Origin of the sequence: Nocardia sp. NPDC052254 (assembly GCF_040679495.1) — a bacterium.
In the GTDB taxonomy this organism is placed as follows: domain Bacteria; phylum Actinomycetota; class Actinomycetes; order Mycobacteriales; family Mycobacteriaceae; genus Nocardia.
On the sequence record NZ_JBFAUW010000004.1, the window covers coordinates 222,792 to 241,001 of the forward strand.

The window sequence follows — 18,210 nt, forward strand, 5'->3', positions numbered from 1 at the left end:
CACCCGCACCCGATCGCACCGACAAGAAGGCTGCGCATCATGTCTCATCGGTGCTCCTGTGCTCATGCGGGACACCCGCACCCGATCGCACCGACAAGAAGGCTGCGCATCATGTCTCATCGGTGCTCCTGTGCTCATGCGGGACACCCGCACCCGATCGCACCGACAAGAGGGCTGCGCATCGTGTCTCATCGGTGCTCCTGGGGACTCAACGTGCGCAGCATCGCGGCGCAGATTCCGCCCAGATATCCCGCGGCGAGCCCCAGCGGAATTCCGGCGACGATCGGGACGAGGACGGTTGTGGTCGACAAATGTGGGTTCGAATAGGTCAGATACACCTGCAGCGGCAGGCCCGCGCCGATGATCACGCCCCCGGCGACCCCGGCGACCAGCAGCAGGACCGGCACCCCCGGCCTGCCCTCCGGGCGGCCGCGGAACCACAGGAACAACGCCTCCACCACCAGCGCGGCGACGAACAGGAACATCGGGATCACACTGGGGAAAGCCGGCGGGCGCGGCGTGAGCCCATCGCGTAGCGGGAGGCCGATCGCCGAGGCGTAGACGTGGGCGGCCCACGGCGACAACCACCACAGCACCGCCTGCATGACCGCACTCGCGATACCGATGGCCAGCGCCGATCCGGGACGCCCGAGGACCAGTGCGCTCATGATCAGCAGCAGCGGCGCGAACAGGACGGTCGCCACGACCATCGCGTCGACCGGAAGGGCGAGATTGTTCAGTCCGTCGGCGGGGACCGGGGCGAAGGCGATGAGGATGACGGTCGCGCAGACCACGCCCGCGCGACCCCACAGCTCGCCGCGATGAGCCGCGAACACCATCACACTGCCGATCATGGTGATGGTGATGGACAGGAACAGCGCCACGTGCGACGGCGTGTTCAGCACCGCGTCGAATCCGTAGATCGCATGCCACTCCAGGTCGAACAGGCCGTAGAGCAGGAACAACGCCGCCCCCGCGCCGGAGACCATGTAGCCGACGGGCGCGGTGAGGGTCGAACCGAAGACTCGGATCGGGGTGCCGCCGGCGTGCGGGATCGGCCGTCCGGCCCGCTGTGCCGAGGTGGCCAGCACGACCATGGCGAGGCTGGCGAAGCCGGCGATCGCACTGCCGGAGTACAGGAACAGATGCGGCAGCGTGAAGAAGGTGTCGGGGCCGACCTCGTTGTGCCACTGGATGTCCCAGCTGATGCCGACCGTGGTGACGACCGTCCCCAGCAGGACGATCCAGGCGCCCGCACGTGCCGCCGTGCCGGATTCGACCGCAGCGGAGGCCGATTCACCGGTCACCGCGGCAGCGGGTGCGGCCCGGGTGGGTCCCGCGGTCGCGTCGATCGGAACACTCATGACGTCGTCCTTCCTGGAGTGCGGCGCACCGGGCTCACCCGTCGATCCACAGTGGCAGAGACAGCTTCTCGGCTCCGCCGGCGGTGGCGATCGACAGTCGCAGCTGCCACGGCCCGGTTGTCATGAACCCCATGCCCGAGGCGCGATAACTTCCGGCGCCGTGGTCCGCGGCGACTACCGGCTCCCCCGCGTATCCCATCCGCGGCTCGACCGCCTGTACCTCGATCATGGCGTGTGACACCGGTTTTCCGGAGCGATCGGCCAATTCGATACCGATGTCGGAGGTGCCGACCCGATCGTCCAGGGTCACGGTGACGAGGTGGGCCGCAGTGCCGCCGTGCACGACGCGCGAGGTGTGCCGCGCCGGCCACAACCACCACATCGTCGCGGCGAGCACCGCCAGCGCGACGAGGACACCGCCGATCACCCGGACGCGACCACGCCGCATCGGCATCAGGGTGGCGTCCGCGGAACCGGTGGCATGCGAATCGGATCGGTCACTCATCGCGCACCCCCGGGAGGAATGTCGAGCACCAGCGTGATCGTGTGGATGGTGTAGTCCCGTTCGACCTGGATCCACACGCGATAGCGCCCCGGTACCGGGAACGAATAGGTGAACGGGACGGACGGGCCGTAGGCGGCGACCGTTTCGTCGGGGGCGCTGTCGCCGTTGACCGGCGGCATGAGCATGGACTCGGTGGCGGGCATATTCGCCATCTCGCCGTGGGATTCGGCGTGCCCGGCCATTCCCATCGAGCCCATCGAATGGGCATGCCCCCATACCGGCGCCTGTTGCACCGCGATTCCGAGATCGGCATCGGCGGGCACCGGACCGGCGACGATCATATGACCGACCATGCCGAGCCACGGTTGCAACCCGGCAGTCTCGCCGACCTTCGCGGTGATCGTGAGGGGTGCACCGGCGGCGGCAGCCGTGGTCGCCACTTCGATCGGCATACCGTCGGCTGTCGCGGTGGCGCGCTGACCGGGACGCAACGCGGCACCGGCGCTCCCCGGCCCGGACATCCGCACGGTGTGACTGCCGGCGAAATCGGTCGCCCGCGCACCGTCGGAAGCGGGCCCGACATCGAAACCGGCTGCGGCGCGGATCATCCGGACCCCGCCGCCGCGGCGTTCCAGTTCGATCGACAGGGCATAGTGCCCCGGTTCGGGCGCGGTGAGGTGCAGTAGATGGACGCCCGGCGCCACCCGGATCGGATGCGTGTGCGCCAGTTCCCCACTCGGACCCACCACCAGCGCGTGGATCGATGCCTCGTCGACAACGGTGAGATCGTCGACCGGAATTCCGGTGGCGGCATCGCTGAGCCGCAGCTCGAGATCGCCCGGCACACCCGCGCGCAACGGAGTTCCGCCAAGCGACAGCATGACCGGAGGACGCGAGAAGTCCGCGATCAGCGGCTGCCGGGCGGCATACGGATTCCCCACGTCGTCCACGCTCGGGTCGAGCTGGATTCCGGGCTGCGGCGGCAGTGGTAGCGAGGTGGACAGCACCGCGGCGGTCACCGCGACCGCGACGCCCGCCACCACCCCCGCCGCGGGCAGCAACGCCCACGCACCACGCCGCGCCCGGATCGCCACCACCGCCGCCACCGGCAACAGCACCCCCGCGACCACGAAGCCGCCATAGACGAATCGTTCGGGCGGCGTGACGATCTGGGCGGGCACCACGAACGGAATGCGCGCCACCCGGACCCCGTCATCGACCACCAATTCCCACGGCCCCGGCCGGTCCACCCGCAGGGTCGCCGAATACATGCCGGGTGCGGCGCCGAGGTCGATCGCACCGCGATCGACCGGAACGCCGGGCGCCGGAGTCCGAGCCGACGACGAGGCGCCGACCGGGATGAGGTCGAGCCCCAGATGTCCGGCCGCGGTCCCGGTATGAGTGACCACCTCGACCCGCAAGGGCCCCGGTACCGATGTGACCCGGCGCAGGAGCACGGTGAGCTCACGGTCGCCGAGGGTCTGCGCGATGGCGACGTCACCACCTGCGGCGGGTGCGTCAGCGGTGGCCGCGGGCGCCGCGGAGCACGCGAACAACACGCACAGCGCGGCGATGAGGACGCGGCGCGCTGCGGATGTCACCCCGTCATCCTAGGAACCCGCCGATGACGAAATCGTCATCACGAGAGCGGATTCCATATCCCCCATACGGGTGATACCGGCTCCGGCCGAATCAGGGACGGCCTCGGGGACGATCCGGATGCGCGGCGATCGGAGCGGCCGCGGCGACACTAACTTACTCCAGAGTAAGATTATCGGTATGGCAAATGAGACCGCTACCTACCGCGGCTGGAAGAAGCTGCCCGACAATCGGCTCGGACACGCGCTGTTCTCGCTCGGGATGATCGCCCGGGTCCCCTACTTCGGCACCGTCGTCCCGAACGTGGTGCGGCTGGAACCCGGACTGTGCGAGGTCACCGCGCCCAAGTGGTTCGGTATCCACAACCACCTGGGCACCTTCCACGCGATCGCGGCCTGCAATCTGGCCGAGGTCGCGATGGGCATGCTCAGCGAGGCGACCGTGCCGACCAGCCATCGCTGGATCCCCAAGGCGATGAACGTGCAGTATCTGACCAAGGCCGAATCGGGACTGCGCGCGGTCGCGAAGCTGGAGCGGATCCCCGATTTCGCGGCCATCACCGAGGGCGCGGAGGTGGTCGTCCCGATCTCGATCTACGACAAGCGCGGTGTCGAAGTCGTGCACGCCGACATCACCACCTGGGTCACCCCGAAGTAGGGCGAGGATTCAGCAGGGCGCCGGGAGCGGACCGCCGGTCACCGCCGCGGTGATGGCGGCGATCGATCGCGGATCCGACAGCAACTGGGCATGGCCGACAACAAGATCCGGGCATCCGTCCTGCACCCAGATATTGCGGTTGCCGCGCTGCGGATCGGACAGCAGCGCCGTTTCCGCGGGGGTGATCACCTCGTCGGTGTGACTGGCTATGGCGGTGTACCGGACACCCGGGCGGGTCTCCCCGCCCGCGTTCAACTCGTCGAGCGTGGGCGTACCGGGAACCTGCTCGGCGCCCGCAGGGCCGTAGACCTGTGCCGCGGTTTCCGGGCCGTTCAGGCCGAGCGCACCGAAGAAGGGATACATCCGGGGCAGACCCGAGAAGGTCGATCCGCGATACGGCGTTCCCACGGTGACGACCTTGTCGACCACCTCCGGATGCCGCCGCACGAGTTCACGTATATCGGTGCCGCCGGTGGAATGGCCCACCATGATGACTTTCGGCGCCCCGGTCACACCACGCACCATCGTCACGAATGCCGCCAGTTCGCTGGTCTGTGAGGAAATATCGGTGACGCCGTACGGCACGAAATTCCCGAACATCGCGGTGGCCAGCGGCCCCCATCCGGGCCAGGCCTGCTTCGCGGCACCCGCCATCCCCAGGTTCGGCAATCGCACCCGGCCGATATCGGCGGCGAATACGCAATATCCGAGCTTGCGCAAATCTGGGGCAAGCAATGCAAAACTGCTCTGCGCATCCGTCCCGGCACCATGGGCAAGAATGACCGGATACGGCTTTTCCGGGGTGGTCCGGCAGCTGAAATCGTTGGCTCCCGCAACGGTGGGAACCTCGACGGGAAGGGCGGCGGCACGTGGAGCTACGAGGCCGATCAGGGTGCACAGCAGGACGACCACCACAGCGCTCCGCACCGTACTCATGACAGCCCATCGTAGGGCGATATCGGAGGAGCTCTTCATCGACTCGACGGGGCGGCCGATAACGGGTACCCGGCGATTGCGTGGCAATCGGATCTCGGAGGTGATCACGGATGAGCCGGTACGGCATATCCCGGTTCCGTGATGCGCACTCCACAATTGCGCCGCGACCACTCGATCCCGTCCCAGGTCACTACGCCGATGAATGACCGGACTGCGACAATGTCGGCTATGAGTGCGCAGCATGTCCATCGGGCCGATGTGTGCGTGGTGGGGCTGGGCCCGACCGGCCGCGCGGTCGCCCATCGGGCGATGGCCGCCGGATTCGATGTGGTCGCCGTCGATCCGCGACCCGAGCGGTTGTGGCCGCCGACCTTCTCCTGCTGGATCGACGAATTGCCCGGGTGGCTCCCGCACGAGGCCATCGCCACCCGCATCGAGGCGCCCACGGTGTGGACGCAATCGAGGCACCGCATCGACCGTCCGTACTGCGTACTGTCCAAACCCGGACTGCGCGAGGCCCTTCCGCTCGACGACGCCACCGTGCTGGCCGCCCGGGCCACCACCGTCGGCGCACACCACGTCGAACTACGAGACGGCTCCACCGTCACCGCGACCACCGTGGTGGACACCCGGGGACTTCCGGCGCCCGGCCCGCGGCGCACCGCCAGCGCGCACGGCATCTTCGTCGACGAGCACATCGCGGCCCCGATGGTCGGCGAGGGCGAGGGGCTGCTGCTGGATTGGCGCGACGAGAACGGCGCCGGCCCCGACGAGCCGCCGTCGTTCCTCTACGCGGTCCCGCTGGGCGACGGCACGGTGATCTTCGAGGAGACCAGTCTCGGGCTGCGCGGCGGTATGCCACAGCACGAACTGCGCCGGCGCACCCTCAACAGGCTCGCCGCGCACGGTATCCGGCTGCGCGGAGACGAACCGTCCGAGGCCGCGCACTATCCCCTGGATCAGCCCCCACCACCCCTGCGGCCCGGGCGGCGGGCACAGGATCCGATACCGTTCGGTTCGCGCGGCGGCATGATGCATCCGTGCACCGGCTACAGCGTGGCCGATTCCTTCGCGTTGGTGGACACACTGGTCGACGCGCTGCGCACCGGCACCGACCCGGTCGAGGCGCTGTGGCCGTGGCAGGCGCGGCTGGTCTATTGGATGCGCATGCGCGGGGTCTACGGGCTGGGCCGGCTCACCACCGCACAGTCGATCTCGATGTTCGAGGCGTTCTTCACCGCTTCCCCACGCCAGCAGCGGGCACTGCTGTCCGCCCACGACGATTACGCGGCGCTGGGAGCGGTGCTGTTCATGACCGTCTCGCGGACCTGGCCGTTCCGGTGGCGGTTCGATCTGGTCGGCTGGGCCAATCGCGATCGCTGGGTGGGCTACGACTATCCGCGGGGGTCAGATCCAGTTCTCGATCCAGTGCTGCCAGAGGACGGGGGCGTAACCGGCTAGCGGCGGCACCCGGATATCGGTCCCGGCCAGCGCCTCGGCGGTGGCGCGGCAGTCGAACCAGCAGCCGAACTCGGTGGAGTCCAGCAGATCCTGCGGAACACCGAGCGCGCCGACGAGACGGCCGATCACCGGGATCCTGCGCAGCGCCTCCATGCTCTGCCTGGGCATGACCTCGAGCAGACGCGGCGCCCCCGCCTGTTCGGCGAACAGATTCAGCACATCGACCACACCCTGACGGCGCGGGTCCACCAGATGGAAGGTCGCACCGGGACCGGCGGGACGGTGGGCCAGGTGGTCGAGGGCCCGGGCGACGAAATCGACCGGCACCATGTTGGTCTCGCCGAGTTTGGGCACCAGGATCGGCAGCAGCCGGGGTAATTGGGCGGCCATGCGCAGTAGACGGAAGACCGAGTAGGGCCCAGCGATGCGGTCGACATCGCCGGTGCGGGAATGTCCGATCACGATCGACGGCCGATAGATTCGCCAGCCGACGGCGCAGCGTTCACGCACCACCCGCTCGGCCTCGAAGGCCGCCCGGTGCGCCGGAGTGGGCAGGCCCTGCCCGATGTCGAACATGTCCTCGGCAAACAGCCCTTCCGCCGCACCCGCCACCGCGACTGTCGAAACATGATGCAGCACAGCGGCATCCACGTGGGTGGCGAAATCGACCACCTGCCGGGTTCCGGCACCCTCGCAGGCGACGTCATAGCGACCCGCCAGATGGACCACGTGCTCGATCGAATCCCGGTGCCGCCGAACCCAATCCGGATCGATCCCCAGTCCGGTCCGGGCCAGATCACCGCGGACCGGATGTAACCGATCACCACCCGCCCAGCCGCGCGCGAACCGATCGAACCGGTGCGCGGCGTCGGCGCCCGGGCGGACCAGTACGTGCACATCACCGCCACGCGCGAGCAGTGCGGGGACGAGATAGCGGCCGATCGCCCCGGTGGCCCCGGTTACCAGGTACGCCATGGCGTCAGCCTACTGGCGCGTGGCCTCGGAACCGGTAAGCGACGCGAGCCGGAATCGCCCTCTCATCAGGGACGACAGGGCTGCCGCACGCCCGGAGTCCAGCGGCGGCGGGGCACCGATCGACTCTCGTTGCGGCCCGCGGCGCACGACTCCCCCACGAACACCGTGCTCAGTGCGCGAAGACAGCCTTGCGCTTCGCCAGCATCGCGGCCGCGCCCTCGGCGAAGTCCGGCGATCGCAGGAGCTCGGTCTGCCCCTCCTTCTCCGCGGCCAGCGCCTCGTCCAGCGAGGCCAGCGCGGCACGGTTGAGAGTGCGCTTGGTGAGTTCGAGAGCCCGGCGGGGACCGTGGGCGAGTGTGGCGGCGACGGCCTCGACCTTGGCGTCGAGTTCCTCGGCGGGCAGCACACCAGCCAGCAGACCGCGGCGATGCGCCTCGACGACCGGCAGCCGCTCGCCCAGCAGTGCCATCTCCGCCGCGAGCGCGCGCCCGGAGGCCGCCGCCACCAGCGCCGCCGCACCGCCGTCGGGCATCAGGCCGATATTGATGAATGCCTGCAGCAGATAGGCTTCCTCGCTCGCGTAGGTGAAGTCGGCGGAAAGAGCCAGCGCCACACCGATTCCCGCGGCCGCGCCGCGCACCCGGGCCAGGACCGGCACCGGCGCGTCGATGATCGCGCGGACCATACGGTTGGCGCCGTCCATCGTCATCTCCGGGGTGATGCCACGACTCTGCTCCGAGGCGGCCGACGACAGATCGGCGCCGGTGCAGAAGTCGGTTCCGGCGCCGGTGAGGACCACGACGCGAATCGCGGGGTCGTCGGCGACGCTCAGGACGGTGTCGCCCAGCGCGATCATGGCGTCGTAACTCAGGGCGTTCTTCCGGCCAGGATTGTCGATGGTCACCCGCAATACGCGATCGTCCCGCACGATGGTGAGGCCGGGGGTGTGGTCGTGAACGCTCATGGTTACTCCCAGGTGGGCCACCGGTGGTGGCGACGAGACGAGAATGATGGTTAACTTTGCGAATTGTGGTTAACTTATGTTGACTTGTCCGGCGCTGTCAACCAGACGGCGTCGTCGACGAGTGGATAGGCAGAAGGAGAGGTGTATGGTCGCGGATCGCAGCGAGGCCGGGCTCGCATCCGCGCGACCGGGTAACACCGCCACGCCCCGGCGCCGGCCGAAGAATCGCAAGGCACAGATCGTGCGGGTGGCCGCACGCGCCTTCAGCGAACGCGGCTATCACCCGGTCGGCGTGGACGAGATCGCCGCCGAGGTGGGCATCTCCGGCCCCGCGCTCTACCGCCACTTCGCCAACAAGTACGCGCTGCTGGTGGCTGCCGCCGAGGCCGGCGCCCAGCAGTTGCTCGATGCGGCTCGCGGCGCCGACGAGCCCGGCCTGGACCCGAAGGCCCGGCTCACCGCGCTCATCCGCGCACTTGCCGAGCACACCATCGACGTGCGTCGCGAAGGCGGGCTCTACCGGTGGGAACGCCGCTATCTCGAGCGCGCGGACCGCACCCGCATCCGGGTGATCTACGACGAACTCCAGGACATGATCGAATCCGCGGTGGCCGCCCTGCGCCCGGATGCCGCACCGGCCGATGTGGAACTGCTGTCGACCGGAATGCTCGGCGTGATCGGCAGTATCACCGCCCACCGCACCGCCCTGTCGAATGCGCGGCTCACCGACCTGATCCTCGACATGTGCTGGTCCATCCTGCACACCGAACTGCCGCCGCTGCCCGACGCCGAGGCCACCAGCACGACCGTGCGCGGGCTTCCGCTGAGTTCCAAACGCGAACAGCTGCTCACCGAGGCGATCCGGATCTTCGGCCGCCAGGGCTACCACGAGGCCAGTATCGAGGAGATCGGCGCGGCCGTCGGCATCAACGCGTCCAGCGTCTACCGCTACTTCGCGAGCAAATCCGATCTGCTGGCCGCGGCCTTCCACCGCACCGGGGAGCGGGTCGCGATCGCCAACTCCGAGGCGCTGGCCGAGGCCACCAGCCGCTCCGACGCCGCGCTGCGGATCGCCAACCGGTTCGCCCGGCTGACCTTCGCCATGCCGGAGATACTGCCGGTGTACTTCGCCGAATTCTCGAATCTGCCCGCGGCGGAACAGCAGAAGCTGCGCTCCGTGCAGCGGCAGAACGTGCTGGAATGGGCCCATCTGCTCGACGACGATTCGGCCGAGGCCCGCTGCCGGGTGCACGCGGCCATCGCCCAGGTGGTCGACGCCGGCCGCCGGATGCGCTTCGAGAACCGCCCCGAGAACGTCGCCCGCGTGTGCGCGCTGATGGAAGCGGTTCTGCTGGGCTGGGATTCACCGCGAGAGCCCGAACCGGCCGGGCAGTGACCGCCGGTCACGCGCGCGTGTGCCGCCACCGGAAGATCGCCCGGGTCAATCGGAGATGGCGCGGGTGACGGTCGAAGCTGGACAGGTCGACCGGCCCGCGGTAACGCTTCTCCACGGTGGCCAGGGTGCGGCTGAACTCGCGTAGTCCGGCCTCGCCGTGGGTGTGGCCCTGGCCGTATTCGCCGACTCCGCCGAACGGCACCGCCGGGTTGGCGGCGTAGGCCATGGTCGAATTCACCGTCACCACACCCGTTCTGATGCGTTCGGCGAATGCCGACACACCCCGTACGTCGCGGGTGAACACCGACACCGCCAGGCCCTGGTCGGCGGCGTTGATGCGGGCGATGGCGTCGTCGATGTCGGCGACCCGGTTGACGATCAGCACCGGGCCGACCGCCTCGGCCGTGATGGCCTGGCTGTCCTCGGGCACATCGGTCAGCACGATCGGTTCGATGTAGGGCTCGCGGATGGATTCCAGCCCGCCCACCACAGCCCGGCCACCACGGGCGATCGCATCCTTGATCTGGCGGCGGACCACATCGACCTGGGATTCCATGATCATCGGCCCGTAGGAGGCCTTGCGGTCCCCGCCGGGACGCAGTGAACGCGCCCGGGCCACAACCTTTTCCAGGAACGGTTCGTAGACCGACTCGGCGACGTAGGCCCGCTGGATACCGGCCGGGCTCTGCCCCGCGTTGGACATGGCACCGAAGACCGCGGCCTCGGCGGCGGTATCGAGTTTGGCATCGACGTGCACGATCATCGTGCCCTTGCCAGCCTTCTCCACCACTACCGGCGTGAAGGTGGGCGCGCACAACTCGATCACCTCGCGCGCACCGGCCTCCGAGCCCGCGTAGGCGACCTTGTCCACACGGGCCCGGCACAGTTCGGAGCTGGTACAGGTGGTTCCGGTGATCACCTGCAGCACAGGCTTGTTCGGGGCCAGCTCGGCCCAGCTGTCGGCCAGCCAGACCCCCACACCGGGGGTGAGCTCGCTGGGCTTGAACACCACGGCATTGCCCGCCGCCAGGGCGTAGGCGATCGACCCCATCGGTGTGGAGATCGGATTGATCGGCGAGCCCAGCACCCCGACCACACCGAGCGGCAGGTAACCGACCGAGGCCCGCTGGTTGCGGGTCAGCCAGGTGGAGGCGAGTCTGCCTCGCCCCAGGACCTTTTCGGCATTGCGCGCCGCCCAGTTCAGATGTTCCACCGCGAGCATGATCTCGATCGCGGCATCGACGTTGGGCTTACCGGTCTCGGTGCAGATCAGTTCGGCCAGCTCGCCCGCACTGCGGGTGATACGCCGCTTCCACTCCAGCAGCCAGCGCTTGCGACCGGCGAATCCTATTGCCGCCCACCATGTTTCGGCAGATCTGGCGACGCGCACGACTCCGGTGACGGCGGCGGCGTCCATGATCGGATATTCCCCGATGAACTCGCCGGTGCGTGGATCGTGCGATTTCAACATCTCGGCCATTGGCCACCCTCTCGCCGGCGGAGACCTCGGCAGTCGACGAAAACGCACCAGCACGGAGCGGGCGACGATGCCGCGGAGGGATGCGGTTGATTCGATACCGCTCCCTGATCGCCAGGTTATGGCGCTCTCGGCCGGTCCGACAACAACCGATAACGTCCTACAAACCGTGCAGTCTGCGTCCCGACCAGCGACAATGGTGATCAGGCCAACTCAGGCCAATGAAGTGTGACCAACGCCACATATCAGCCCGGCCGGTGACCTCCCGAAATCCGGCCGCTTTCCAGCAAAACGACAACGTCATATTTCAGATCGCGGTAGAACCTTCGGGTGGCGAGTGGCATCCGAGCTGCGGCACCACCGGCGCCGTAGCTGGACGAAGTAACATCGCGCCCGATGGAAGGTATCCATCAACCGGGGCAAAAATCAGCGTTCCGGACAATCCGGTCGCGGCCAAGCCGATAGTGGAGAGTTGATGCCGAGTTTGGACGACGCAGAATCGCACACACCGCGTGACGCTTCGGAATCCAGCGACACCGCGGCCGGCGCCGGCAGCCCGGCGCGCGACATGGGTACCGATCCGGCGGTGGTGGTCAGCGATGTCCACAAGTCCTTCGGTGAGGTCCAGGCGCTGCAGGGGATCAGTTTCAGCGCCGAGCGTGCCTCGGTACTCGGCATCCTCGGCCCGAACGGCGCCGGCAAGACCACCATGGTGAAGATCCTGTCCACCCTGCTGCGGCCCGATTCCGGGAGCGCCTCGGTGGCCGGGCACGACGTGCTCGCCGACGCCGCGGGCGTGCGGCGCTCGATCATGATGACCGGGCAGTACGCCGCCCTGGACGAGAATCTGTCCGGCCGGGAGAACCTGGAACTGTTCGGCCGCCTGATGGGCCTGCCCAAGCAGGACGCCCGCCGCCGCGCCGACACCCTGCTCGAGGAATTCGACCTGGTCAGTGCCGGAAAACGCGCGGTGCGGCACTATTCGGGAGGTATGCGCCGCCGGGTCGACATCGCCTGCGGACTGGTGGTGCGCCCGGAGGTGGTCTTCCTCGACGAGCCGACCACGGGCCTGGATCCACGCAGCCGTCAGGGCGTGTGGGACCTGGTCAACGCCCTCAAGGAGCAGGGCATCACGGTGCTGCTGACCACACAGTATCTGGAAGAGGCGGATGTACTCAGCGACAACATCATCGTGATCGACAAGGGCACGGTGATCGCCGAGGGCACCGCCGACGAACTCAAGGAGAAGACCGGCGGCAGCTACTGCGAGGTGGTGCCGCTGGATCCGACCCGGCTGCGAGATGCCGTGACCGCGCTCGGCGATCTGGTCCCCGAAGGGCTGCGGACCGAATTCGACGGTGGCCTCGCCGTCGACCGGATCTCCATTCCCGCACCCGAGGGTGCGAGCACCCTCGCCGAGGCCGTGCGCCGGCTCGATGGCGCGGGTCTGGAACTGGCCGATATCGCACTGCGGCGCCCATCCCTCGACGATGTGTTCCTGTCCATCACCGGCCATGCCGGCGGACAGCAGTGACCGCCCCCGCCGCCCAGCGACAGTTGTTCGCGCAGATGCCGGAGGCGCGGATATCGAGTTTCGAGCAGTGGCGAGCCCTCACCGGGCGGCTGGTGCGCACCATGGTCACCAAGGGTGAACTCGTCGTCGCGGTGATCACTCCGCTGGTGTTCACTCTCGGTTTCTATCTCCCACTGCGCTACGTGATGCAGGTCAGGGGCATCGACTACGCACAGTTCGTGATGCCCATCATCGTGCTGCAGACGATGTCGTTCACCATGATGTCCAATGCGCAGATCGCCGCCTTCGAGGCCGTGACCGGTCTGCACAGTCGCCTGCAAACCATGCCGATCGGCCCGATGGTGCCGTTGACCGCGCGGATCTGCGCGGGTCTGGTCCGGTCGGTGACATCACTGGTCGCGGCGCTGATCTTCGGTTACATGATCGGATTCCGGTTCTCCGCCGGAATCGGGCAGGCCGCACTGTTCTGCGTCTTCTCCCTGGCCGTGGGCACCGTGCTGGCCATCGGCGCGGACGGGCTCGGCAGCCTCACCCGGAGCCCGGAATCACTGAGCCAGGCCCTCACCCTGCCGACGCTGATCCTCGGCATGCTGTCGTGCGGATTCGTCCCGGAGTCCGGATTCCCGGCATGGATCCGGCCGTTCGCGCGTAATCAGCCGATATCGCAGTTCTCCTTCGCCATGCGGGACATGGCCGCGGGCGGGGTGACCTGGGATGTGCTGTGGGTGCCACTGGTGTGGTTGATCGGCCTGGCGGCGGCTTTCGTGCCGCTGGCGGTCTGGGCGAGCGCGAGGCGAGTGTGAGTACTGTCATCGAAACGACCGCAGCGCCCGAGACCACCGGCTGGAGTACCCCGCTTCCCACCGTCGCCCCCGTCTCGGAACGGGCGCTGTCGGTCTGGGCCCAGCACACCCTCATCCAGTGCAAGCGACTGCTGATGGGCTGGGCACGCGATCCCGCGACCACCGTGCAGACGCTGATCTACCCCGCGCTGACCCTGCTGATGTTCCGGATCGTCCTCGGTGACACCATCTCCACGGCCACCGGCATGCCCAGCATCTACGGCACGGTTCCGATGATCACCCTGGTCGCCGCGATGTCGGGTGCGGTGGTCAGCGCGCTGGGCTTCAAGGTCGAGAAGGCCACCGGACTGCTCGGCAGATTCTGGACCATGCCGATCCACCGCGCCGCCGGACTCAGCGGCCGGCTGCTCGCCGAAACGATCCGTGTTCTGATCACCACGCTGTTCGTGATCGTCGTCGGGGTGTGTATCGGATTCCGATTCTGGAACGGACCACTGGCGTCGCTGGCCATGATCTGCATTCCGGTGCTGTTCGGCGTGGGCTTCGCGGTGATGGTGACCGCCCTGGCCACGGTGTCCGAGGGTGTGGTGCTGGTCAACACCATCAGCATCATCAATACCCTGCTGCTGTTCTTCAATTCCGGATTCGTCCCGGTCGGTGCGTATCCGACGTGGTTGCAGAAGACCGTGGAGAACCAGCCCATGAGTACCGCCATCGACGCGATGCGCGGACTGTGCTGGGACGGACCGGTGGCCGAACCGCTGCTGAAGACGCTGGCCTGGGTGATCGGAATGATCGTGGTGTTCGGGTATCCGGCGATCCGCGGTTATCGGCGGGCCGCCGAAACCGGGGCGTGAGCCGGGCTCACGACACCGTGCGGGCGCACCCGCGCAACTCGCCGATATAGGCCGACATCGCATCGCGGTTGTGCGTGAGCAGGTCGATCCGGTCGCTCAATCGGTCGCACTGGCGCTGGAGCGAATCGATGATCTCGGGTGTGGCATCGGCGAAGTGGATGTCGCGCGGCTGGTCCAGGCACGGCAGGATCTGCTTGATGAGGCGGGTGGGCACGCCCGCCTCCAGCAGTCCGCGGATGTGGATCACCTGATCGACCAGGCGCTCGTCGTAGTCGCGGTAGCCGTTGCCGCAGCGCGCGACCCGGATCAATCCCTGCTCCTCGTAGTAGCGCAGCAGCCGCCGGGAGGTGTCGGTCCGTGCGGACAGCTCACCGATTCGCATATGGCCCACCTCACAACGACTTTCGATTGACCTTCACATCAATGTGAGGGTTCGACGATACTCGGCATGAGCACCGACATCACCCTGTACGACTACTCCCCCATCACCGAACGGCCGCCGATCCACTGGCCCGACGGCAAGCGCGTGGCCTTCTACGTCGGCCTGAACATCGAGCACTTCTACGCCGACCTGCCCGGCACCGCGACCTATGAGGGCACCACCGGCCTCACCCCCGACGCGCTCAACCACGGCTGGCGCGACTACGGTCCGCGCGTCGGAATCTGGCGCCAGATCCAGCTGCTCGACAAGTACGGCATCCGCGCCAGCGCACTGCTGAACTCCGATGTGGGACAGCGCTATCCGCAGATCATCACGGCCGGCAACGAACGCGGCTGGGACTGGCTCGCCCACGGCAGCAGCAACTCCCACCTGCACACCGATCTCTCGATGGACGAGGAGCGGCGGATACTCACCGATATCGTCACGACCATCGAGAAGACCACCGGCCATCGCCCCCGGGGCTGGATGGGCCCCGGACTCACCGAGACCTTCCACACCCCGCGACTTCTGTCCGAACTGGGCCTGAACTATGTTCTCGACTGGACCAACGACGATCAGCCCTACCGTCTGAATGTGCCGGGCATGCTGAGCGTTCCGTACTCGGTGGAACTCAACGACATCGGCATCTTCGTCAGCAAGGGACTCACCGGACCCGATTTCGTCCGCATGGTGCGCGATCAGGTCGATCAGCTCTACCTCGACGCCGCCGACAGCGGCCGGGTCATGGCGCTGGCTCTGCACCCGTTCGTCACCGGGCAGGCATTCCGGCATCGCTACCTGGACGAGGCACTCGACTACGTGGTGAATCATCCCGGGGTCTGGGTGACGACCAGCGACGAAATCGCGGATCACTATCAGCGAACGATCGCGTGAACTCGGGCCAAAGACTGTGAGCTGCAGGTGAACTCGCAGGTAGGGACCGTCGTCCAGATCTGGGAATAGCTTACGTTCGACGCGAACCGGTTGGAACTATTCGGGATGCGATATGAACAACGCTGTACGGACCGCACGAGTCGTCACCACCGCTGACGCCACCGAGGTCATGGGCCCACACGCCCAGCACCTGATTCCCTGTATCACCGAGGAGACCTGTGGCGCCCAGGCCATCTCGGCGGGAATGGTCGACATGCCACCCGGCAAGGTCGCGCTGGCGCATTACCACGACCACAGCGAAACCATCGTGATCTGCCTGCGGGGCCGGGCCGCGACCCTCGTCGGCCCGGATCTCACGCCCCATGTCCACGGCCCCGGCGAATTCCTCTACATTCCGCCGGGTGTCGTGCACGTCGCGGTCAATCTCAGCGAGACCGAGCCCCTGAGCGCACTGGACATTCGCACCGATCCGAAGTTCAGCGAAGATCTGATCCTGCTACCGGAATTCGATGCCGCGGCCGCCGAAATCGCGGAACGTCTACGCCGCGAAGCGGCGAACGCGTGAGCCTCGAACTCGCACTCACTCCACCGTCCAGCGGCCCCATCGACCTTTCGATACCGAGGCACCGGCGGGCCCGGCACCGCAGGCAAGCGTAGCTTCCTGCCCGGTTCGATGTTCTTCGCCGAACGCACCGCACAATACGATGCGACTCGGCTTCGCCGAGGACCACCGGGCGACATCAACAGCGGAATTCAACGATTGGCGGCGGTATGCGCGATCTCATGACGATCGTCGGCGTGTGGGAGGTCCACATCGGCGACGCACCGTTCCCCCATCACGTCATGACCTTCCACGCCGACGGCACCATGCTGCAGAGCAATCCGGACCTGGGCAATCGGACCGGCAGCGACAGCAGCGGAATGGGAAATTGGCACGCCGAAGGTGACACCGTCTCCGGGGCGTTCCTGGAATTCACCGTCGCACGCGAGGATCCGGCGAGCCCCGAGCTTCCGCACACCGTGCAGAAGGGCATCGTGCGGTTCACGATGACGGTGCGCGGTGACGAGTTCACCGGTACGGCCAGTGCCAGGTTCTACGATCTGGACGGCACCCTGCGGGAGGGACCGATGGACAGCGCCATGCTCGGGAGACGATTCCGGATCGGCTTGCCGGAGTAGACGAGGTCGCGGCGATCCCCACCTGCGCCAGTCCGTCCAGCCATTGGGCGCGACTACGTCACCGTCACCCTCGACGTCGCCCCGTCGACCGTTGACTGCCGCCAAGGCGCGTGAACAGGCTTCCAGCGCGAGCTGAGATCTCACCGGCACCCGCTGCGGACTCGGCCGAGGCCGAACGACTTACACATGGCTGCCGAACGCGGCCCACATCCATACGGGCTGTGGCTTCGGCTGCTGAAGCAGCGCCGGTCGCCTGCTGGTGGGGCGGTCGGGATCCGATGGAACCTTGCCGCATCTTCCGTGTTTCAATCGGAGAGCGAAAAGCTGCCACGGGGGTGAGCATGAACCTTCTGAATACGATCAGATTCGACACCTACAACGAGCTGGACGTCACCGTCCGTACTCGGCTTCGGAAAGATTCCACTACGGCCCCTGATTTCGACCCGAGCGCGAGGTTCGCTCTCCAACTTCTCGACCGGCTGCCTGACATATGCGCACGCCATGGCGAGCCGGCGGTCGAGTTCGTCGACAAGGGGTTCGCCTTCCGATCTCATGAGCCCGAGAGGTCTTCGACAGGCATCCGATGGATACAGCGGACTGTCGGATACGAGATCCGATTTCTGCTGCGTGTGATGTACCGCGCTGCGACGATGCGTAGAACCGATGTGAGCCCGCCCTCATCGATCCTCGAAGGAGAATGGCCGGTGTGTAGCAAATGTCTTCTGGCCAGAAGGATTTGGCAGTACATCGGCCATGCGATTGTCCTTGCTGGAATCGGATTGCTGATCGCTGTCCTCATCGGGACTCAGATCTCGACCTCCGACCACCTCCCCGTGCCGTTGGGATTGGCCCTGTTTCCCGGCTGGTTTCCCTGTGGTTTGGTGGTCGCGACGCTGCTATACCAGCACTCGGCGAATCTCGTGCTGTTCCGGCCGATCACCAACCACGACAAAGTGTGGATCCGGACGCACCCGGGCTTCGCGGATGCGTTCGAATCAGACGGAACCACAAGCGAAGCCAGATGACACCGACCAGTCCCACGTCTCGGCGAGGACCTCGCGCGGACATTCGGAATTCGAAGACGGTCGGCACGGCGGTCAACGGCCTGTGGTTCAATCGGAGGGTCTGGCGGTCGTCGCAGGGGGGCATCGTGAGCGTTTCATCGGCTGTGAAGCAGTGCTCGGCGCA

Annotated in this window: 18 protein-coding genes; 10 read left to right on the forward strand and 8 right to left on the reverse strand. The window is 67.2% G+C overall.

From position 1 onward, the window contains the following. Window positions 1–188: 188 nt before the first annotated feature. Genes AB0L57_RS13160 through AB0L57_RS13170 form a run of 3 tightly spaced genes read right to left on the reverse strand, consistent with a single transcriptional unit; the run spans window position 189 to window position 3,470 of the window. The gene (locus tag AB0L57_RS13160) at window positions 189–1,364 is read right to left on the reverse strand and encodes a hypothetical protein (protein ID WP_364960950.1); all 1,176 of its coding nucleotides are present in this window, start codon (window positions 1,362–1,364) and stop codon (window positions 189–191) included. Between the two features lie 34 nt (window positions 1,365–1,398). Beyond that, complete coding sequence (locus AB0L57_RS13165; protein WP_364960952.1) at window positions 1,399–1,869, reverse strand: FixH family protein; 471 nt, start codon at window positions 1,867–1,869, stop codon at window positions 1,399–1,401. Continuing rightward, window positions 1,866–3,470 (reverse strand): hypothetical protein, encoded by a 1,605-nt coding sequence (locus tag AB0L57_RS13170; RefSeq protein WP_364960954.1) that lies wholly within the window; start codon window positions 3,468–3,470, stop codon window positions 1,866–1,868. The genes AB0L57_RS13165 and AB0L57_RS13170 overlap by 4 nt, the downstream gene beginning before the upstream one ends. Before the next feature lie 178 nt (window positions 3,471–3,648). On the opposite strand from AB0L57_RS13170, the gene AB0L57_RS13175 reads away from it, so the two are divergent. Then, on the forward strand, window positions 3,649–4,125 hold the full coding sequence (locus AB0L57_RS13175) for a hotdog fold domain-containing protein (protein ID WP_364960956.1): 477 nt from the start codon (window positions 3,649–3,651) through the stop codon (window positions 4,123–4,125). Between the two features lie 9 nt (window positions 4,126–4,134). On the opposite strand, the gene AB0L57_RS13180 is transcribed toward AB0L57_RS13175, so the two are convergent. Then, window positions 4,135–5,061 carry an alpha/beta fold hydrolase gene (locus AB0L57_RS13180; protein WP_364960958.1) on the reverse strand — a complete coding sequence of 309 codons (927 nt, stop codon included), beginning with the start codon at window positions 5,059–5,061 and terminating at the stop codon, window positions 4,135–4,137. Between the two features lie 228 nt (window positions 5,062–5,289). On the opposite strand from AB0L57_RS13180, the gene AB0L57_RS13185 reads away from it, so the two are divergent. Further along, window positions 5,290–6,522, forward strand: coding sequence for a lycopene cyclase family protein (locus tag AB0L57_RS13185; RefSeq protein WP_364960960.1), 1,233 nt, complete (start codon window positions 5,290–5,292; stop codon window positions 6,520–6,522). Here the strand turns inward: AB0L57_RS13185 and AB0L57_RS13190 are convergent. Continuing rightward, window positions 6,469–7,497 (reverse strand): SDR family oxidoreductase, encoded by a 1,029-nt coding sequence (locus AB0L57_RS13190; RefSeq protein WP_364960962.1) that lies wholly within the window; start codon window positions 7,495–7,497, stop codon window positions 6,469–6,471. The genes AB0L57_RS13185 and AB0L57_RS13190 overlap by 54 nt on opposite strands. A 169-nt stretch (window positions 7,498–7,666) precedes the next feature. Next, window positions 7,667–8,461: an enoyl-CoA hydratase gene (locus AB0L57_RS13195; protein ID WP_364960964.1), complete on the reverse strand. Its 795-nt coding sequence runs from the start codon at window positions 8,459–8,461 to the stop codon at window positions 7,667–7,669. 145 nt (window positions 8,462–8,606) lie between these two features. On the opposite strand from AB0L57_RS13195, the gene AB0L57_RS13200 reads away from it, so the two are divergent. Continuing rightward, window positions 8,607–9,857: a TetR/AcrR family transcriptional regulator gene (locus AB0L57_RS13200; protein WP_364960966.1), complete on the forward strand. Its 1,251-nt coding sequence runs from the start codon at window positions 8,607–8,609 to the stop codon at window positions 9,855–9,857. A gap of 7 nt (window positions 9,858–9,864) precedes the next feature. Here the strand turns inward: AB0L57_RS13200 and AB0L57_RS13205 are convergent, their stop codons facing one another. Beyond that, a complete protein-coding gene (locus tag AB0L57_RS13205) occupies window positions 9,865–11,337 on the reverse strand; it encodes an aldehyde dehydrogenase family protein (RefSeq protein WP_364960968.1) in 1,473 nt (490 codons plus the stop codon). Between the two features lie 565 nt (window positions 11,338–11,902). Here AB0L57_RS13205 and AB0L57_RS13210 point away from each other — a divergent pair. Genes AB0L57_RS13210 through AB0L57_RS13220 form a run of 3 tightly spaced genes read left to right on the forward strand, consistent with a single transcriptional unit; the run spans window position 11,903 to window position 14,528 of the window. Further along, entirely contained in the window at window positions 11,903–12,868 is a 966-nt protein-coding gene (locus AB0L57_RS13210; RefSeq protein ID WP_364961359.1) for an ATP-binding cassette domain-containing protein, read from the forward strand. Between the two features lie 35 nt (window positions 12,869–12,903). After that, on the forward strand, window positions 12,904–13,671 hold the full coding sequence (locus AB0L57_RS13215; protein WP_364961361.1) for an ABC transporter permease: 768 nt from the start codon (window positions 12,904–12,906) through the stop codon (window positions 13,669–13,671). Further along, window positions 13,668–14,528, forward strand: coding sequence for an ABC transporter permease (locus AB0L57_RS13220; RefSeq protein WP_364960970.1), 861 nt, complete (start codon window positions 13,668–13,670; stop codon window positions 14,526–14,528). Before AB0L57_RS13215 ends, AB0L57_RS13220 begins: the two co-directional genes overlap by 4 nt. Window positions 14,529–14,535: 7 nt before the next feature. Here AB0L57_RS13220 and AB0L57_RS13225 read toward each other — a convergent pair whose 3' ends face one another. Further along, entirely contained in the window at window positions 14,536–14,910 is a 375-nt protein-coding gene (locus AB0L57_RS13225) for a MerR family transcriptional regulator (protein WP_364960972.1), read from the reverse strand. Between the two features lie 66 nt (window positions 14,911–14,976). Between AB0L57_RS13225 and AB0L57_RS13230 the strand changes: the two genes are divergently transcribed. The 4 genes from AB0L57_RS13230 (at window position 14,977) to AB0L57_RS13245 (ending at window position 18,047) form a co-directional block, all read left to right on the forward strand. Continuing rightward, window positions 14,977–15,843 carry a polysaccharide deacetylase family protein gene (locus AB0L57_RS13230; RefSeq protein WP_364960974.1) on the forward strand — a complete coding sequence of 289 codons (867 nt, stop codon included), beginning with the start codon at window positions 14,977–14,979 and terminating at the stop codon, window positions 15,841–15,843. Between the two features lie 112 nt (window positions 15,844–15,955). Further along, window positions 15,956–16,408 (forward strand): cupin domain-containing protein, encoded by a 453-nt coding sequence (locus AB0L57_RS13235; protein WP_364960976.1) that lies wholly within the window; start codon window positions 15,956–15,958, stop codon window positions 16,406–16,408. A gap of 206 nt (window positions 16,409–16,614) precedes the next feature. Further along, window positions 16,615–17,022, forward strand: coding sequence for a hypothetical protein (locus tag AB0L57_RS13240; protein ID WP_364960978.1), 408 nt, complete (start codon window positions 16,615–16,617; stop codon window positions 17,020–17,022). A 341-nt stretch (window positions 17,023–17,363) separates the two neighbouring features. Continuing rightward, window positions 17,364–18,047 (forward strand): hypothetical protein, encoded by a 684-nt coding sequence (locus AB0L57_RS13245; RefSeq protein WP_364960979.1) that lies wholly within the window; start codon window positions 17,364–17,366, stop codon window positions 18,045–18,047. Window positions 18,048–18,210 lie beyond the last annotated feature (163 nt).

Coding starts and splice junctions, on each gene's coding strand:
- AB0L57_RS13160 (WP_364960950.1), bottom strand. CDS start 1,364: ATGAGTGTTCCGATCGACGCGACCGCGGGACCCACCCGGGCCGCACCC.
- AB0L57_RS13165 (WP_364960952.1), bottom strand. CDS start 1,869: ATGAGTGACCGATCCGATTCGCATGCCACCGGTTCCGCGGACGCCACC.
- AB0L57_RS13175 (WP_364960956.1), top strand. CDS start 3,649: ATGGCAAATGAGACCGCTACCTACCGCGGCTGGAAGAAGCTGCCCGAC.
- AB0L57_RS13180 (WP_364960958.1), bottom strand. CDS start 5,061: ATGAGTACGGTGCGGAGCGCTGTGGTGGTCGTCCTGCTGTGCACCCTG.
- AB0L57_RS13185 (WP_364960960.1), top strand. CDS start 5,290: ATGAGTGCGCAGCATGTCCATCGGGCCGATGTGTGCGTGGTGGGGCTG.
- AB0L57_RS13190 (WP_364960962.1), bottom strand. CDS start 7,497: ATGGCGTACCTGGTAACCGGGGCCACCGGGGCGATCGGCCGCTATCTC.
- AB0L57_RS13195 (WP_364960964.1), bottom strand. CDS start 8,461: ATGAGCGTTCACGACCACACCCCCGGCCTCACCATCGTGCGGGACGAT.
- AB0L57_RS13200 (WP_364960966.1), top strand. CDS start 8,607: ATGGTCGCGGATCGCAGCGAGGCCGGGCTCGCATCCGCGCGACCGGGT.
- AB0L57_RS13205 (WP_364960968.1), bottom strand. CDS start 11,337: ATGGCCGAGATGTTGAAATCGCACGATCCACGCACCGGCGAGTTCATC.
- AB0L57_RS13210 (WP_364961359.1), top strand. CDS start 11,903: ATGGGTACCGATCCGGCGGTGGTGGTCAGCGATGTCCACAAGTCCTTC.
- AB0L57_RS13215 (WP_364961361.1), top strand. CDS start 12,904: ATGCCGGAGGCGCGGATATCGAGTTTCGAGCAGTGGCGAGCCCTCACC.
- AB0L57_RS13225 (WP_364960972.1), bottom strand. CDS start 14,910: ATGCGAATCGGTGAGCTGTCCGCACGGACCGACACCTCCCGGCGGCTG.
- AB0L57_RS13230 (WP_364960974.1), top strand. CDS start 14,977: ATGAGCACCGACATCACCCTGTACGACTACTCCCCCATCACCGAACGG.
- AB0L57_RS13235 (WP_364960976.1), top strand. CDS start 15,956: ATGAACAACGCTGTACGGACCGCACGAGTCGTCACCACCGCTGACGCC.
- AB0L57_RS13240 (WP_364960978.1), top strand. CDS start 16,615: ATGCGCGATCTCATGACGATCGTCGGCGTGTGGGAGGTCCACATCGGC.
- AB0L57_RS13245 (WP_364960979.1), top strand. CDS start 17,364: ATGAACCTTCTGAATACGATCAGATTCGACACCTACAACGAGCTGGAC.